Annotated in this window: 18 protein-coding genes; all 18 read left to right on the forward strand. The window is 51.1% G+C overall.

Annotated elements, in window-relative coordinates:
• Positions 1-498 precede the first annotated feature (498 nt).
• Positions 499-1,200: an acyl-[acyl-carrier-protein] thioesterase gene (locus tag B5F29_RS03270; RefSeq protein ID WP_087153253.1), complete on the forward strand. Its 702-nt coding sequence runs from the start codon at positions 499-501 to the stop codon at positions 1,198-1,200.
• A gap of 10 nt (positions 1,201-1,210) precedes the next feature.
• Positions 1,211-2,041, forward strand: coding sequence for a CvfB family protein (locus B5F29_RS03275; RefSeq protein WP_087153254.1), 831 nt, complete (start codon positions 1,211-1,213; stop codon positions 2,039-2,041).
• A 109-nt stretch (positions 2,042-2,150) separates the two neighbouring features.
• Positions 2,151-2,384 (forward strand): polya polymerase, encoded by a 234-nt coding sequence (locus B5F29_RS03280; RefSeq protein WP_087153255.1) that lies wholly within the window; start codon positions 2,151-2,153, stop codon positions 2,382-2,384.
• A 105-nt stretch (positions 2,385-2,489) separates the two neighbouring features.
• Positions 2,490-5,972, forward strand: a complete 3,483-nt coding sequence (locus B5F29_RS03285; protein ID WP_087153256.1) for a DNA polymerase III subunit alpha — start codon at positions 2,490-2,492, stop codon at positions 5,970-5,972.
• 51 nt (positions 5,973-6,023) lie between these two features.
• A complete protein-coding gene (gene pfkA / locus B5F29_RS03290) occupies positions 6,024-6,998 on the forward strand; it encodes a 6-phosphofructokinase (RefSeq protein WP_087153257.1) in 975 nt (324 codons plus the stop codon).
• Complete coding sequence (locus tag B5F29_RS03295) at positions 6,998-7,771, forward strand: TrmH family RNA methyltransferase (protein ID WP_087153258.1); 774 nt, start codon at positions 6,998-7,000, stop codon at positions 7,769-7,771. Before pfkA ends, B5F29_RS03295 begins: the two co-directional genes overlap by 1 nt.
• Positions 7,772-7,876: 105 nt before the next feature.
• Entirely contained in the window at positions 7,877-8,902 is a 1,026-nt protein-coding gene (locus tag B5F29_RS03300; protein WP_087153259.1) for a cell wall hydrolase, read from the forward strand.
• Positions 8,903-9,296: 394 nt separating this feature from the next.
• On the forward strand, positions 9,297-9,755 hold the full coding sequence (locus tag B5F29_RS03310) for an NfeD family protein (protein ID WP_242955564.1): 459 nt from the start codon (positions 9,297-9,299) through the stop codon (positions 9,753-9,755).
• The gene (locus tag B5F29_RS03315; protein WP_087153261.1) at positions 9,756-10,721 is read left to right on the forward strand and encodes an SPFH domain-containing protein; all 966 of its coding nucleotides are present in this window, start codon (positions 9,756-9,758) and stop codon (positions 10,719-10,721) included. It begins immediately after the preceding gene.
• An 84-nt stretch (positions 10,722-10,805) separates the two neighbouring features.
• Positions 10,806-11,792: an ornithine carbamoyltransferase gene (gene argF, locus B5F29_RS03320; protein WP_087153262.1), complete on the forward strand. Its 987-nt coding sequence runs from the start codon at positions 10,806-10,808 to the stop codon at positions 11,790-11,792.
• A gap of 27 nt (positions 11,793-11,819) precedes the next feature.
• Positions 11,820-12,080 (forward strand): hypothetical protein, encoded by a 261-nt coding sequence (locus tag B5F29_RS03325; RefSeq protein ID WP_087153263.1) that lies wholly within the window; start codon positions 11,820-11,822, stop codon positions 12,078-12,080.
• Positions 12,077-13,057 (forward strand): biotin--[acetyl-CoA-carboxylase] ligase, encoded by a 981-nt coding sequence (locus B5F29_RS03330; protein ID WP_087153264.1) that lies wholly within the window; start codon positions 12,077-12,079, stop codon positions 13,055-13,057. Before B5F29_RS03325 ends, B5F29_RS03330 begins: the two co-directional genes overlap by 4 nt.
• A gap of 38 nt (positions 13,058-13,095) precedes the next feature.
• Positions 13,096-13,428 carry a DUF6145 family protein gene (locus B5F29_RS03335; RefSeq protein WP_087153265.1) on the forward strand — a complete coding sequence of 111 codons (333 nt, stop codon included), beginning with the start codon at positions 13,096-13,098 and terminating at the stop codon, positions 13,426-13,428.
• On the forward strand, positions 13,425-14,387 hold the full coding sequence (gene dusB / locus B5F29_RS03340) for a tRNA dihydrouridine synthase DusB (RefSeq protein ID WP_087153266.1): 963 nt from the start codon (positions 13,425-13,427) through the stop codon (positions 14,385-14,387). Before B5F29_RS03335 ends, dusB begins: the two co-directional genes overlap by 4 nt.
• A gap of 39 nt (positions 14,388-14,426) precedes the next feature.
• Entirely contained in the window at positions 14,427-14,864 is a 438-nt protein-coding gene (locus B5F29_RS03345) for a hypothetical protein (RefSeq protein ID WP_087153267.1), read from the forward strand.
• Positions 14,865-14,931: 67 nt separating this feature from the next.
• Positions 14,932-15,414, forward strand: coding sequence for a transcription elongation factor GreA (gene greA, locus B5F29_RS03350; protein WP_087153268.1), 483 nt, complete (start codon positions 14,932-14,934; stop codon positions 15,412-15,414).
• 12 nt (positions 15,415-15,426) lie between these two features.
• On the forward strand, positions 15,427-17,334 hold the full coding sequence (gene lysS, locus B5F29_RS03355; protein WP_087153269.1) for a lysine--tRNA ligase: 1,908 nt from the start codon (positions 15,427-15,429) through the stop codon (positions 17,332-17,334).
• 259 nt (positions 17,335-17,593) lie between these two features.
• The gene (locus B5F29_RS17130) at positions 17,594-17,650 is read left to right on the forward strand and encodes a hypothetical protein (RefSeq protein WP_334293250.1); all 57 of its coding nucleotides are present in this window, start codon (positions 17,594-17,596) and stop codon (positions 17,648-17,650) included.
• The last annotated feature ends 151 nt before the right edge of the window (positions 17,651-17,801 follow it).

Consider the following 17,801-nt stretch of genomic DNA (forward strand, 5'->3'; position numbering starts at 1 on the left):
TCTGGATGACGGAGGAAGGTCCAATGGGAAGGTAATCAAAATTCACCAGATGGATTTCAGGATGAAAGCGATCATCTAAGATGGAATGACATGGATGACGGCGGCAGGATCTGAACCTTGGATATGGAAGACAAAAAGAATCAGTAAAGTATTTTATGAAATGAGTGGTTTTGTAGAAGAACTTTAAAATCTGTTTTTGTTGGAGCAGGAAGGGTTGGAGCTGTCGACAGAAATGAAGACCTGTCGGGATGAGAGGCGGAAGTTCAGGAAAAGTCTTAAATGTGACGATTGCAGAGAACAAGGGATACTGGAATCCGAAAAATATCTTGAAAGGAGATCAAAAAGGTGAAACTCCAGATTGACAGGTAAAGAGCCATTCGAGAAGATTATAGTATCGAATGGCTCTTTCCTATTGTATGTAAAACTTCTTGTAGCGTTTTTCCATAAATGCCGTTATAATGAAGACTGGCAAACCAAGTGCGGAAAGAGGATGGCGCAATGTATCAATATGTCAGTCGAATACGATTTACAGAAGTCGATCAGAACAGAAAGACCACTTTAAATGCAATCCTGAATTACTTTCAGGATTGTGCCACGTTTCAATCAGAGGATCTGGGAGTCGGAATGACAACGCTGGAGAGTATGGGCCGGATGTGGGTTCTGAATTCCTGGAAGATACAGGTGCATCGGTATCCAGAATTTGGAGAGCGTATCACGGTGGAAACATGGCCATACGCATTTGGAAAGATGACAGGACAGAGAAATTTCCGGCTGGTAGGGGAAGACGGCAGTGTGGCGGCATGCGCAGATTCTTTCTGGGTATACATGGATACGAAGCGGATGCGCCCCACAAGACTGGACGAGCTGATGGAGCGGACGTATGTGACGGAGCCCCGGCTGGATATGGAATATGATGAGGGCAAGATAGCGCTGCCTGAAAGTATGGAGGAGAAAGATACATTTCTGATCCATGAATATCATCTGGACGTGAATCATCATGTGAATAATGGACAGTATGTACAGCTTGCGGGGGACTATCTCCCGGAAGGCTTTCAGATCCGTCAAATGCGTGCTGAATATAAGAAATCGGCTTTGCTGGGCGATGTAATCTATCCCCGCCTGGGGAGGGTGGAAGACAGATTTGTGATCCTCCTCGGAGATGCGAAGGGCGCCCCTTATGCGACAGTGGAATTCAGATAGGAGATAATACATGCAATTAGGAAAGAAACAGTTATTAACAGTCGTAAAAATAGTGGATTTTGGAATCTACCTGGCAGATCCGGATGATCCGGAAGACAGAGTGCTGCTGCCGAAAAAGCAGGTGCGCGCGGGGGTACGGCCGGGGGATCAGATGGAAGTCTTCCTGTACAAAGATTCCAGGGACAGACCCATCGCTACGACGGCGGAGCCGCTGCTCACATTGGGGGATGTGGGACGGCTGAAGGTGAAAGAGGTGTCCAGGATCGGTGCGTTTCTGGACTGGGGACTGGAAAAGGATCTGTTTCTGCCGTTCCGGCAGCAGACCAGAAAGGTGCGCGCAGGTGAAGAGTGTCTGGTGGCTCTTTACATAGATAAAAGCGGGCGGCTGTGCGCTACCATGAATGTATACGAGTATCTGAGAACAGACAGCCCGTATGGACCGGACGACCATGTGACGGGAACGGTTTATCAGATCAGCGAGAATTTTGGCGCGTTTGTGGCGGTGGACGACCTATATTCAGGTCTGGTCCCTAAAAAGGAATTTTACGATCAGGCAAAGATCGGAGATCGGGTGGAAGCTCGCGTAACGGGGGTGAAAGCGGACGGAAAACTGGATCTGAGCCTGCGGGAGAAGACCTATCTGCAGATCGATGAGGACGCGGAACAGGTAATGAAAGCCATCGAAGAATTCGGCGGAGTTCTGCCGTTTTCAGACAAAGCGTCTCCGGAAGTGATCAAAAGAGAGCTTTCTATGAGCAAAAATGCATTTAAACGTGCAGTGGGACGGCTTTTGAAGGAAGGACGCGTTGAAATTACAGATAAAAGCATTCGCAAACGATAGTTCGCCCTAGGCAATTTGCTGATTTTCTCATAAAAGGAAAAAATTACTTGAAATCGCGGAATTGATTGATTATAATGGGGGCGTAAAGAAAGGAAAGGAGCATAAGGAAATGAAAGTACAGAATATAAAAGACGTAAATAAGTTTTTCGAAGTAGTAGACAGCTGCAAAGGCAAAGTAGAACTGGTAACTGGAGAAGGAGACAGACTGAACCTGAAGTCCAAACTTTCCCAGTATGTATCTCTTGCAAATATCTTCTCCAACGGTGAGATTCCGGAGCTGGAGATTGTTGCATATGAGAAAGAGGATATTGATAAATTATTGTCCTTTATGATTAACGGCTAATCGGTTATAATGGAGGAGTAACAGCGAAAGCTGTTGCTCCTTTTTTCGTTATAGAACACTTTTGGATCGGAGCAGATAGGAACAGATACGAGGGGGAATGGCGGCATGAGTTTTGTGCATCTGCACGTACATACAGAATACAGCCTGCTGGATGGCTCTAACAAGATTAAAGAATATGTGGCCAGGGTGAAAGAGCTGGGCATGGACAGCGCGGCGATCACGGATCACGGTGCCATGTATGGCGTGATCGATTTTTATAAAGAAGCGAAAGCCCAGGGGATTAAGCCGATTATAGGCTGCGAGGTGTATGTGGCGCCGAATTCCCGCTTTGACAAGGAGACCACCGGAGGGGAAGACCGGTACTATCATCTGGTCCTGCTGGCAGAGAACAATCAGGGATATCAGAATCTGGTCAAGATCGTTTCCGATGGTTATACAGAGGGCTTTTATTACCGCCCCAGGGTGGACCGGGAGATCCTGGCAAAGTACCATGAAGGGATCATCGCCACCAGCGCCTGTCTGGCCGGCGAAGTGCAGCGCTGCATCCAGAAAGGGATGTATGAGGAAGCGTGCGATGCGGCGCGCCGCTATGAGAATATTTTTGGAAAGGGCAATTTTTTCCTGGAGCTGCAGGATCACGGTATTCCGGAACAGAAGATGGTGAATCAGGCGCTGCTGCGCATGAGCAGGGAACTGGGGATAGAGCTGGTAGCCACAAACGACGTGCATTACACCTATGCGGAGGATGTAAAACCGCACGATATCCTGCTTTGCCTGCAGACGGGGAAACGGCTGGCGGACGAGGATCGTATGCGGTACGAAGGCGGTCAGTACTTTGTAAAATCTCCGGAAGAGATGGAGCGGCTGTTCCCCTACGCGAAGCAGGCGCTGGAAAATACACAGAAGATCGCGGACCGCTGTAATGTGGAGATCGAATTCGGCGTGACGAAGCTCCCCAAATACGATGTGCCGGAAGGCTACACTTCCTGGGAATATTTAAACAAACTCTGCAGGGAAGGATTTGCCGGACGCTATCCGGATGACGACGGAACGCTGAGAAAACAGTTGGAGTACGAGCTTTCTATTATTCAGAAGATGGGGTATGTAGATTATTTCCTGATCGTGTGGGATTTTATCAAATATGCCAGGGATCATGGGATCGCTGTGGGACCGGGAAGAGGAAGCGCGGCAGGAAGTCTGGTGTCTTATACGCTTGGTATTACCAACATCGACCCGGCCAAATATCAGCTCCTGTTTGAACGTTTTCTGAATCCGGAGCGGGTATCCATGCCGGATATTGACGTGGATTTCTGCTTTGAACGGAGACAGGAAGTCATTGATTACGTGGTGCGCAAGTACGGCAAGGACCGGGTAGTGCAGATTGTCACGTTCGGTACGCTGGCTGCAAGAGGTGTGCTCAGGGATGTGGGAAGGGTCATGGATCTGCCCTACGCGTTTGTGGATTCCATCGCGAAGATGGTGCCTCAGGAACTGAATATTACACTGGATAAGGCGCTGCAGATGAATCCGGAACTGCGTACGCTGTACGAGACTAATGAGCAGGTGAGAGAGCTGATAGATATGTCCAAGCGTCTGGAAGGACTGCCGAGACACACTTCCATGCATGCGGCGGGCGTGGTAATCAGCCAGAAATCCGTAGATGAATATGTTCCGCTGTCCAGAGCCCAGGACGGGTCTCTGGTCACACAGTTTACGATGACGACGCTGGAAGAACTGGGACTTCTGAAGATGGATTTTCTGGGGCTGCGGACGCTGACGGTGATCCAGAACGCGGTGATTCTGGCGGAGAAAAGCAGCGGGAAAAAGATAGATATTGACCATATTAACTATGATGATAAGAAAGTACTGGATTCTCTGGGAACAGGACATACAGACGGCGTGTTTCAGCTGGAAAGTACGGGGATGAAGAATTTCATGAAAGAGCTGAAGCCCCAGAGTCTGGAAGATATTATCGCCGGAATTTCCCTGTATCGTCCGGGCCCTATGGACTTTATTCCCCAATATATCCGGGGAAAAAATCATCCGGAGGAGGTCACTTACGACTGTCCCGAACTGGAACCGATTCTGGAGCCGACTTATGGCTGTATTGTCTATCAGGAGCAGGTCATGCAGATTGTCCAGAAGCTGGCGGGTTATACGCTGGGACGGAGCGACCTGGTGCGCAGGGCCATGTCGAAAAAGAAGGCCGCCGTCATGGAACGGGAACGCCAGAACTTTGTTTATGGAAATGAAGAAGAAAATGTCCCCGGCTGTATTGCCAGAGGAATTTCGGAGCAGACTGCAAATAAGATCTTTGACGAGATGACTGATTTCGCCAAATATGCGTTCAATAAATCCCATGCGGCCGCGTATGCGGTGGTGGCATATCAGACTGCCTGGCTGAAATATTATTATCCGGTAGAGTTCATGGCGGCACTGATGACGTCGGTGATCGACAATTCTGCCAAGGTGTCTGAATATATTATGACCTGCCGTCAGATGAACATACAGATTCTCCCGCCTCATGTCAATGAAAGCGAAGGTGTATTCTCCGTGTCGGACGGCGCGATCCGTTACGGACTGAACGCCGTGAAAAGCGTGGGGCGTCCTGTGATCGAAAGCATCCTGGAGGACCGCCGGCAAAATGGTCCGTACAAGGATCTGAATGATTTCATCGACCGGACCTGCGGACGGGAAGTGAACAAGAGGACCGTGGAAAATCTGATCAAAGCGGGCGCTTTCGACGGTCTGGGCGCCAACCGCCATCAGATGATGAAAGTGTATGAACGGATGATGGATCAGGCTTCCCAGAAGAAAAAAACAGACTTCGCGGGCCAGATGAGCCTGTTCGATCTGGTTCCGGAGGAAGAGAAACAGGCATTCCGGATAGAGCTTCCGCAGGTGAAAGAGTACCGTAAGGAAGAACTGCTGGCATTTGAAAAAGAAGTGCTGGGGATCTATATCAGCGGCCATCCTCTGGAAGAATATGAGGAGCAGTGGCGGCAGGGCATCAGCCATGTGACCGCGGACTTTCTGGCGCCGGAAGAAGGGGAGGCACCCAAAGTGCGCGACGGCGAGCGGGCGATCGTGGGAGGAATGATCACTTCCAAGACCATGAAGGCCACGAAAAATAATAAGATGATGGCGTTTATCACGATAGAAGATCTGCTCGGTACGGTGGAAGTGATCGTATTTCCGCGGGATTATGAAAAAAATGCCTCTCTTCTGAATCTGGACGGCAAGGTGTTTGTCAGCGGGCGGATCTCGGCGGAGGAGGAGAAGGCGAGCAAGCTGATCCTGGAGAAGATCGTGCCTTTTGAGACGGTGCGCCGGCAGCTGTGGATCCAGTTTCCGGATATGGACGCGTACCGGAACCAGGAAGATAATCTGTACCGGATTTTGATGGACAGCGAGGGCGACGACGAAGTGATCATCTACGTGCGCAAAGAAAAAATGAAGAAGGTATTGCCCGCGTCGCGGAATGTTAAAGCGGATCAGGAGCTCCTGGAGCGTCTCGCTGCGGTTTTCGGGGAGAAAAACGTGAAAGCCGTTGAGAAGCGTATTGAAAACAGAGCTCAAATAGATTAAAATGATATTTGATAATGTAAAAACGCAGCAATGTTTTGCGGAGGTTAAACCATGGCAAAAGAAATTAGCACAATAGGGGTTTTGACGAGCGGCGGTGACGCGCCGGGTATGAATGCGGCGATACGTGCCGTTGTAAGAAAGGCATGCGCCAGCGGAAAACGGGTGAAAGGGATCCGGAGAGGATACCAGGGACTGCTGGAAGAAGATATCATAGATATGGACCGCCAGTCGGTCAGCGATATCATCGATACCGGCGGTACGATCTTGTTTACAGCCCGCTGTGCGGAATTCCGCACAGAGGAAGGACAGAAAAAGGGTGCTGAAATCTGCCGGAAGCATCATATTGACGGCCTTGTTGTCATCGGCGGAGACGGCTCTTTCGCGGGAGCGCAGAAGCTGGCGAATCTGGGGATCAATACGGTTGGCGTGCCCGGAACGATTGACCTGGATATCGCATGTACCGAATACACGATCGGATTTGATACAGCGGTCAATACGGCCATGCAGGCGATCGACAAGGTGCGCGATACCTCTACCTCCCATGAACGCTGCAGTATTATAGAGGTGATGGGAAGAAACGCCGGATATATTGCGCTCTGGTGCGGTATCGCCAACGGCGCGGAAGATATCCTGATTCCGGAACAATATGATTATGATGAGCAGAAGATCATCAACAATATCATTGAGAGCCGGAAGAGAGGGAAAAAGCATCACATCATCATCAATGCGGAGGGCATCGGCCACTCCACTTCCATGGCGAAAAGGATCGAGGCCGCAACCGGCGTGGAGACCCGTGCGACGATCCTGGGTTATATGCAGCGCGGAGGAAGCCCTTCCTGTCAGGACCGCGTATACGCGACCATGATGGGGGCGCTGGCTGTAGATCTGCTCTGCGAGGGCAAGTCCAACCGTGTGGTGGGATATAAAAACGGAGAATTCAAAGACTTCGACATTAACGAGGCTCTGGGCATGAACAAAGGCGTAGACCCGTATATGATCGATGTTTCGAAAGCGATGGCAAAGTGATGATTACCAGTACATCGAACCAGCAGGTGAAGCACCTGCAGCAGCTGGCGAAAAAAGCCAGGGAGAGAAATGAACAGGGCGTTTTTCTGGTGGAAGGGATCAAGATGTTCCAGGAAGCGCCCGATGAGAAAATGCGCAAAGTGTATATTTCCAAAAGCCTGTACGATGAAAAAGGACAGGCTTTTTTGCGTAACCATGAATATGAAGTTCTGGATGACCGGGTATTTCAGGCGGTCAGCGATACCAAAACGCCCCAGGGCATCCTGTGCGTGGTAGAGCAGTTCCGGTACCGGCTGGAGGATCTGACGCGCCGGGAGAATCCTCATCTTCTGATCCTGGAAAATCTGCAGGATCCCGGAAATCTGGGAACCATCCTCCGGACGGCGGAGGGGGCAGGCGCTGACGGTATTATACTGAACCGCGCGTCGGTGGATCTTTATAATCCGAAGACAATTCGTTCCACCATGGGATCTGTTTACCGGATGCCCTTTTTGTATGTGGAGGAAATCGAGGAGATTCTGCCGGAGCTGAAGAGAAGGAATATCCGGACTTATGCCGCCCATTTGAAAGGAAAGAACTGTTACGATGAGGAGGACTACCGGACAGGGACCGCCTTTTTCATCGGCAATGAGGGAAACGGGCTTTCAGAACGGCTGAGCTGTATGGCGGATGTGCGGATCCGCATTCCTATGGAAGGAAGTCTTGAGTCGCTGAATGCGGCAGTGGCGGCCTCGATTCTTATGTACGAGGTCAACAGACAGCGCCGCAGTTGACAAATAATTCATTATCTGATAAACTCTCTGTAATAAATGTAACAGTTTTGTAATATATTTGTACCAATCGGGGAATCCGATGGTAAAATATGGAGGGAATATCAGATGTGTAAAAAAGGGATGCTTTGCTGTATGCTTCTTGGCATGTGGCTCTGTCTGTCCGGATTTACCACGCTTGGGAATGAAGGGGAAGACACGCTGAGCGCACTGCTGGGACAGCTGTCCGCAGAGGATGTGGAAGGGCTTATGGCCGAAGACGAATGGGCCGGACGAGTGATGGCAAAGGTAGAAGACTCTGTCAGCGTCCGTGAATCGGCCAGTACGGATTCCGCAGTGGTCGGCAAGATGTTTAGAGGCGACGCCGGAAATATCGTGGAGCAGGCAGACGGATGGACAAGAATCCAGTCCGGAGATGTGGATGGATGGGTCAGCAATGAGTACCTGGCATTTGGCCAGGAGGCGGAAGAGCGGGCGGCGCAGGATGTGGCCAAGACGGCTACCGTTGTCACAGAGACTCTGAAAGTGCGCGATGAGCCCAGCACGGACGCCAGTGTCATCGACCTGATCGGCATGGGTGAGAAAATCCAGGTCGGGGAAGAAGAAAACGGCTGGCTGCAGATCTTGTATTCGGACGGCGAGGTGGATTATGTTTCCGCCGAGTATGTGGAAGTCGCATACGAATATGGAGAGGCGAAGACCATAGAGCAGATAGAGGCGGAAGAAGCCGCGAAGAAAGCGGAAGAAGAGAAGGCGAAGAGAACGACGAATCTGGGAGCCGTTGCCGCGTCTACCGATGAAGTGACGCTGCTGGCGGCGCTGATTCAGGCGGAGGCGGGAAACCAGCCGTATGAGGGGCAGGTGGCTGTGGGAGCAGTCGTGATGAACCGTGTGCGCAGCAGCGCGTATCCGAACACGATTCAGGGAGTGATCTCCGCGCCGGGACAGTTCGGACCGGCGGCAACCGGACAGGTGGCGTCCATCATGGCGTCAGGACCGAAATCCAGCTGCATGCAGGCGGCGCAGGCGGCGATTAACGGAGAGACCACGGTAGGAACGTTCACACACTTCAAGAGCGCCAGTTCACCGGTCAGCGGACCGTCGGTAGTGATCGGCGGACACGTCTTTTATTAAATAATGTAACTGTCCAGGACGTTATCCTGAGCGGCTGAAGAAAAACAGATAAAGATAAACAAGATCCCGTAGTTTTAAGAGACTGCGGGATCTTGCTGCTTACGGGAAATTCCATTGTCAAGGATGAAACGGCATGGTATAATGAGCGTGAAACGCGAATTATACCACCGCGCATGCCGGTTTCTGCGTTCGCCGCAGAAAGCCGGGCGCATCCGCCGGAGGCATCATGTCTGCGAAGCGGACATGATATAATGAGCGTGAAACGCGAATTATACCATCGCGCATGCCGGTTTCTGCGCTCGCCGCAGAAAGCCGGGCGCATCCGCCGGAGGCATCATGTCTGCGAAGCGGACATGATATAATGAGCGCATGCAGAATGGAAAGGAGGAACGGTATGGAACTGATACTGGAGTCCCCTGCTATGATGTGGCTGGGACTTTTAATCCTTTTGCTGGTTATTGAGATCGTCACGCTGCAGCTGACCACGATCTGGTTTGCGGGAGGGGCGCTGGCGGCGTTTGCCGCTGCGGTTCTGGGCGCAGATACTACGGTACAGTGGGCTGTTTTTCTGATACTGTCTTTCGCGCTTCTGGTTCTGACCCGTCCGGCGGCTATGAAATATATGAGCAAAGGTCATGTGAGGACGAATGCGGACAGTCTGATCGGAAAGACGGCGGTTGTATCAAAAGAGATCAATAATCTTGCCCAGACCGGAGAAGTGATGATCGCTGATGTGAGCTGGACAGCCAGGACCAAAGAAGACGGCTGTGTCGTTCCGGAAGGCGGCAAGGTGAAGATATGCGCGATCGAAGGTGTAAAACTGATCGTGGAAGAGGTAAAGGAGGAAAAATAAATGCCTATTGTAGTAATCGTTCTGATTCTTGTGGTTCTTGTAATCCTGGCATCCTGTATCAAGATTGTACCGCAGGCTACCGTACTGGTAATGGAGAGACTGGGCGCGTATAACGGGACCTGGCAGGTGGGTGTCCATTTCAAGGTGCCTTTTATCGACCGTGTGGCCAGAAGGGTGACCCTGAAAGAGCAGGTAGTGGATTTCGCGCCGCAGCCTGTGATCACGAAGGACAATGTAACCATGCGGATTGATACGGTGGTCTTTTTCCAGATCACGGATCCGAAGCTGTTTACTTACGGTGTGGAGAACCCGATCATGGCTATTGAGAACCTGACAGCTACTACGCTGCGGAATATCATCGGAGATCTGGAACTGGACCAGACGTTGACCTCCCGTGAAACGATCAACACGAAGATGCGCGCCTCTCTGGATGTGGCGACGGATCCCTGGGGAATCAAAGTGAACCGCGTAGAACTGAAGAATATCATCCCGCCGGCGGCGATTCAGGACGCGATGGAAAAGCAGATGAAAGCAGAGCGTGAACGCCGTGAAGCGATCCTGCGTGCGGAAGGTGAAAAGAAATCTACGATCCTGGTAGCGGAAGGTAATAAAGAATCCGCGATTCTGGATGCGGAAGCGGAGAAGCAGGCGGCGATCCTGCGCGCGGAAGCAGAGAAGGAAAAGATGATCAAGGAAGCAGAAGGACGCGCGGAGGCGATCCTGAAGGTACAGCAGGCAAATGCAGACGGTCTGCGGTTCCTGAAAGAAGTCGGTGTGGACGAAGCGGTGATCCAGTTGAAGAGCCTGGAGGCATTCGCCAAGGCGGCGGACGGAAAGGCAACAAAGATTATCATCCCGTCGGAGATTCAGAATCTGGCAGGACTGGTATCTTCCCTGACCGAAGTGGCGAAGACGGATATGGAGCCGACGGCAGACAGCGCGGGTGTCGGCAGAACAGAGGTCTAAGAGGGAGACGGAAAGTAACTTCATATTTGCATGACAAGGGGGCTGGTGCAGATCGCGCCAGTCCTTTGACGGAGGAGGCATCCTATGGATTTGAGAGGAAGAAATTTTTTAAAACTGTTAGATTATACGCCGGAAGAGATCCGCTATCTGTTGGATCTTGCCGCGGAGCTGAAAGAGAAAAAAAAGAAAGGGATTCCTGTAGATACGCTGCATGGGAAAAATGTGGCGCTGATTTTTGAGAAGACCAGCACAAGAACCAGATGCGCGTTTGAAGTGGCTGCTCATGATCTGGGGATGGGAACTACCTATCTGGATCCGTCCGGTTCCCAGATCGGGAAAAAGGAGAGCATCGCCGATACGGCCAGGGTGTTGGGAAGAATGTATGAAGGCATCGAATACCGCGGATTTGGACAGGATGTGGTGGAAGAACTGGCAAAATATGCAGGGGTTCCGGTATGGAACGGACTGACTAACGAGTTTCATCCTACGCAGATCCTGGCGGATCTGCTGACGATTCGGGAACATTTCGGCACTCTGGACGTAAAGGTGACTTATATGGGAGACGCCCGTTATAATATGGGTAATTCCTGGATGGTGGGCTGCGCGAAGATGGGTATGAAATTCACCGCATGCGCGCCGAAGAAATACTGGCCGTCGGAAGAACTTACAGCCAGATGCCGCGAAATCGCCAAAGAGACAGGCGCGGAGATCATCCTGGAAGAAGATGTGCAGAAAGCGGTGAGCGGAGCCGATGTGATCTATACGGATGTGTGGGTTTCCATGGGCGAGCCGGATGAAGTCTGGACAGAACGGATCAAGGATCTGTTCCCGTATCAGGTGAACCGTTCCGTGATGGAGATGGCGGGACCTGAAGCAGTGTTTATGCACTGTCTGCCGGCATTTCATGACCTGAATACGACGATCGGGAAAGAGATCAGCGCAAAATACGGACTGGACGCCATGGAAGTGACGGACGAAGTGTTCGAATCTCCCAGATCCATTGTATTCGAGGAGGCAGAAAACCGTATGCATACCATCAAGGCAGTGATGGCGGCTACATTGGGCGCATAAGCAGTGCGGAAAGGAGCGGGGATGCTCATGAAAGAGAGGTACAGAACTGTCACGGTTTGTCTGAGCCTGCTGATTCTGGCTCTTGTATTTGCTGTGGCTTCGGATGAAGAACTGAGCAGGATCTGCATCCCGCTGGCTTTTTTTGCCGGAACACTCTTATATGGAACGGGAGCGGCATATGACCGGAAGACAGGGAAGAAGACCGGAAGCCGTTTTCAGGGTACCTTTGCTTTGCTGTTTCTGGCGGCGGCTGTTTTCAGCGTGCTGCACATAGGAGGGATCTTATGAAAGCGGAACTTCTGAAGATTCTGAGAGATACAGACGGTTATGTGTCCGGGCAGCAGCTTTGCAGACATTTCAATGTCTCGAGAACTTCAGTCTGGAAAACGATCTGTCAGCTGCGGGAAGAAGGCTATCTGATCGAGGCGGTGCAGAACAGAGGATATCGTCTTCAGGAGAGCCCGGAACTGATGAGCGGGGCGGAAGTCAGGAGCCGTCTGCATACCCGGTGGATGGGCCGGGAATGTATTTGCCTGGAAACGGTGGATTCTACGAACACATATGCGCGCCGTCTGGCGGAAGAAGGGGCGGCTGACGGGACGCTGGTGCTGGCGGAAGAACAGACAGGCGGAAAAGGGAGAAGAGGAAGGAACTGGTCTTCTCCGAGAGGAGAACAGATCGCCATGACGCTCCTGCTCCGCCCGAAGATCCGGCCGGAGCATGCGTCCCGGATGACCTTGCTGATGGCTTTGGCGGCGGCAAGGGGAATCCGCAGAATATGCGGTCTGGAATCAAAGATCAAATGGCCCAATGATCTGGTTTCGGGGGATAAAAAGATCTGCGGAATTCTGACGGAAATGAACACGGAAGTGGATTATATCCATTATGTAGTCATCGGTACCGGCATCAATGTGAATCAGACAGAATTCCCGGAAGAATTAAGGGAAACTGCTTCTTCTCTGCGCTTGGAGACCGGCCGCAGCTATTCCAGGGCAGAACTGGCCGCATGTATCATGGATGAACTGGAGCCGGTCTATGAGACGTTCCTGAAGACGGAAGATCTGCGCGATTTGTATCAGGAATATAATGAACTGTGCGTCAACTGCGGCCGTCAGGTACGGGTGCTGCATCCGAAGGGCGCGTATACCGGGACGGCGGAAGGGATCAACCAGAACGGAGAGCTGCTGGTGCGCCGTGAAGACGGCACCGTAGAGCAGGTATATGCGGGGGAAGTATCCGTGCGGGGGCTGTATGGATATACATAGGGGCGTATTTGAGAGGAGAAAAGACAGAGAGGAAATATATGGAACAGGATAAAGTGGTGCTTTGCGCGGCCAGCGCGTATGAGCAGAAATATTATCTGAATGAGGCGTTCGGCAGTCTCCCGTCCCAGATACAGGATGAGCTGAAGATCATGTGCGTGCTGTTTACAGAAGATGTGGGCGGAATAATTACGCTGGCATTTGACGAAGACGGGAACCTGCTTCTGGAGGTCTCCGCGGATCCGGGAGATCTGCTTTATGACGAGATCGGCAGCGAATTGAAGATCCGTCAGATTCAGAGAGAGAAAGCGGAGCTTCTGCAGAATCTGGAACTATATTATAAGGTGTTTTTCCGGGGAGAGAAGATAGAATGATCCGCAGACTGAAGATCGGGGACGTGGAGCTCTCCAATAATCTGATCCTGGCGCCTATGGCGGGAGTCACGGATCTTCCTTTTCGTCTTCTCTGCAAAGAACAGGGGGCCGGGCTGGTATGTATGGAGATGGTCAGCGCCAAGGCCATTTATTACCATAATAAAAATACAGAGAGTCTGCTGGAAATCGACAGGAGAGAGACGCCCGTATCGCTCCAGCTTTTTGGCTCCGATCCGGACATCATCAGCGGGATGGCAAAAAAGATCGAAGATCGTCCTTTTTCAATCCTTGATATCAATATGGGATGTCCGGTGCCTAAAGTGGTGAATAATGGCGAGGGCTCCGCGCTGATGAAGAATCCGGGACTGGTGGAGGAAATCGTCTCTAAAACAGTAAAAGCGATTCGTAAGCCGGTTACGGTGAAGATCCGGAAAGGATTTGATGAGGAGCATATAAACGCGGTGGAGATCGCCAGGATCGCAGAGAGCGCCGGCGCCGCGGCTGTGGCGGTGCACGGACGTACGCGGGAGCAATATTATCACGGAAAAGCAGACTGGGATATCATCCGCCGGGTAAAAGATGCCGTGAGGATCCCGGTGATCGGGAACGGCGATGTGGATTCTCCCGGAGCAGCGCGGCGGATGTTGGAAGAAACCGGATGCGACGGGATCATGATCGGCAGAGGAGCTCAGGGAAATCCCTGGATCTTTCATCAGATTCTTCGCTGGATGGAGACCGGGGAGGAAGAAAAGAAACCAGATCTTCAGGAAGTGAAAGAAATGATCCTGCGTCACGGGAGACTGCTGACGGAATATAAAGGAGAATATACCGGAGTTCGGGAGATGCGCAAACACGTGGCCTGGTATACCTCCGGATATCCGAATTCGTCAAAACTGCGGGGAAGGATCAATGAAGCGCAAACTTTAGAAGAACTGGAGGGTTTAATCCGGGCGCTTTGACATATACTGAAACGAAGAAGCTGAATGGCCGTTTGGTAGATGATCTGGAAAAAAATATTTTGGTTTCGCAGAAGGGAAAAAGAGGATGCGCCGGAGAAACCGGCGGAGAAAAAGAGCTTTTTGCTGTATACCAGATATGCGCCGCAGATCCTGACCTGGTTCCGCAGGGAGAAGGGAATTCCCAGGAAAGATCTGCAGCTGGTTGTGATCGACGATGAGGAACAGCCGGCGTGGAAAGTGGTCCGTCTGCTGGAAATCCTGATCACGGATCTGAATCTCCTTTATCTGGTGACGAAGCGCAGAGAAGCGTTTGAAGAACTGGCAGAACAGGCCTACGAGGAGAATGGGCTTCTGATTACGATACGGGAAGAAGCCGGGGAAGAAAATGTTCCGGGAAATCTGGTGCTGGATCTGAGGGACTGGGAAAAGCACCTTGACATTATTTCTGAGGTAGGCTATAATACGTTGATTATGTAGGGCTGTCTGATTTTTCAGGAAAAGCCCGTTATTTCACGGCAGCATCACAGATTGGAAGGTGTAGAGGATGGAAGAGAAGAAAAATATTCTGACCTATGAAGGTTTGAAAAAACTGGAAGATGAGCTGCAGGATCTGAAGGTAGTCCGCAGAAAAGAGATTGCAGAGAAGATTAAAGAGGCGAGAGAACAGGGAGACCTGTCTGAGAACGCGGAGTACGACGCGGCGAAGGATGAGCAGCGGGACATTGAAGCCAGGATCGAACAGATCGAGAAGATCCTGAAAAATGCAGAAGTGGTTCTGGAAGAAGAGATTGATCTGGACAAGATCAATATCGGATGCAATGTACGTGTCCTGGATCTTGAATACAACGAAGAGGAAGAATATAAGCTGGTGGGCTCTTCTGAGGCGAGCAGCCTGCAGAATAAAATATCCAACGAGTCTCCCATCGGACGGGCGCTGATCGGCGCTAGAATCGGCGACGTGGTGACGGTGGAAGCCCCGGCAGGAGAGATAAAGTATAAGGTACTCAGTATCCATAGAGCAAGCTAAGGAGTGAAAAAAGTGGCAGAAGCAAAGAATGTGCAGGAACAGGACGTTAACCAGCTTCTGAAGATCCGCCGGGAAAAGCTGGCGGAGCTCCAGAATGAAGGAAAGGATCCGTTCCAGATAACGAAATACGATGTGACGCATCACAGCAGTGATGTGAAGGAGCAGTTTGACGCGCTGGAAGGCCATACTGTACGCGTGGCAGGCAGGATGATGTCCAAACGAGTGATGGGCAAGGCGTCTTTCTGCAATGTACAGGATCTGAAAGGCAATATTCAGGCTTATGTGGCGCGGGACAGCGTCGGCGAGGAAAGTTATAAAGAATTCAAAAAGTACGATATCGGGGATATTGTAGGTATCGAAGGACAGGTGTTCCGAACCAAAACCGGAGAGATCTCCATCCACGCTTCAAAGCTTACGCTTCTGTCCAAGAGTCTTCAGATTCTTCCGGAAAAGTTCCATGGGCTGACCAACACAGATCTGCGTTACCGTCAGCGCTACGTGGATCTGATCATGAACCCGGATGTGAAGGATACTTTTATCAAACGTTCCAGGATTATCAGTGCGATCCGCCGTTACCTGGACAGCCAGGGATTTATGGAGGTGGAGACACCCATCTTGGTAGCCAATGCGGGCGGCGCTGCCGCGCGTCCGTTTGAGACGCACTTTAACGCGTTAAACGAAGATTTCAAGCTTCGCATATCTCTGGAACTGTACCTGAAGAGACTGATCGTAGGCGGCCTGGAGCGTGTCTACGAGATCGGGCGCGTGTTCCGCAATGAAGGTCTGGATACCCGGCACAATCCGGAATTTACGCTGATGGAGCTCTATCAGGCATATACGGACTATAACGGTATGATGGATCTTACAGAGAATCTGTACCGTTTCGTGGCTCAGGAAGTGCTGGGCACCACGAAGATTGTTTACAACGGTGTGGAGATGGATCTGGGCAAACCCTTTGAGCGTATCACTATGGTAGACGCAGTGAAGAAGTATGCGGGTGTTGACTGGAATGAAGTAGAGACTCTGGAGCAGGCGAGAGCTCTGGCAGAAGAGCATCATGTGGAATATGAAGAGCGTCATAAGAAAGGGGACATCCTTTCTCTGTTCTTCGAGGAATTCGCAGAGGAACATCTGATTCAGCCTACGTTTGTCATGGACCATCCGATCGAGATTTCTCCGCTGACGAAGAAGAAACCGGAGAATCCGGATTATGTAGAACGTTTCGAGTTCTTTATGAATGGCTGGGAGATGGCGAACGCCTACTCAGAGCTGAATGATCCCCTTGATCAGAGGGCGCGTTTTAAAGCGCAGGAGGAGTTGCTGGCCCAGGGAGATGAGGAAGCCAATACTACCGATGAAGACTTCCTGAATGCCCTGGAGATTGGTATGCCGCCTACCGGAGGCATTGGATTCGGTATCGACCGTATGTGCATGCTGCTGACAGACTCTGCTGCGATCAGGGATGTGCTGCTGTTCCCGACGATGAAATCCCAGGGAGCCGCGAAGAACGAGGCGAACAACGCTGCCCAGGCGGCTGTAAAGCTGGACCTTTCCAAAGTGAAGATCGAGCCGCTGTTTGAAGATATGGTAGATTTTGATACGTTCAGCAAGTCCGATTTCCGCGCCGTGAAGGTGAAGGCGTGCGAGGCTGTGCCAAAGAGCAAGAAACTTCTGAAATTCGTCCTGGACGACGGATCCGGCGCAGACCGTGTAATTCTAAGCGGTATTCACGAGTATTATGAGCCGGAGGAGCTGGTTGGAAAGACCTGCATCGCGATCACCAACCTGCCGCCGAGGAAGATGATGGGTATCGATTCCTGCGGCATGCTGATCAGCGCCGTGTACGAGTATGACGGGCATGAAGGGCTGAATCTGCTGATGGTGGATGCTGCTATCCCGGCGGGTGCGAAGCTGTATTAAGAGATATTGAGTTAAATTTTATCCCCCTCTTCCGGCGGCGTGTCGGGAAAGGGGGATTTTGCATTAGCTCTTTTTATTTTCAATAATTTAGTTTTAGATTGCTCTGCTGACAGTGGTATGTTATACGCTTTATATGGAAAACCAGAGCGTATAAAGGCGGCCTCCCCTCCATTTATTGGAGGGGGTGACCCTCCAGACCAAAGAGGAAAGGAGGGCGATGCCAATGTATGTTACATATCAGGACTTAGTTCAGATTGGAATGTTCATTGTAGCCCTTGTAGGATTGTGTTATATAATTTTTCGAGGAAAGAAATAGCCGCCACTACTCCCAATAGTGACGGCCGACCTCATATGAGGTAAAGTTTTCTATTGTCGGGTAGGCCGTGTGTCTCCGGCTTTCCTTTTTCTATTATCAATATAGTACATTCGGCGGAGGGATTCAAGAGCCGGACTCCATTATTTTGTGA

The sequence above is a fragment of the Lachnoclostridium sp. An196 genome (genome assembly GCF_002160135.1).
GTDB lineage: Bacteria > Bacillota > Clostridia > Lachnospirales > Lachnospiraceae > Hominiventricola > Hominiventricola avistercoris.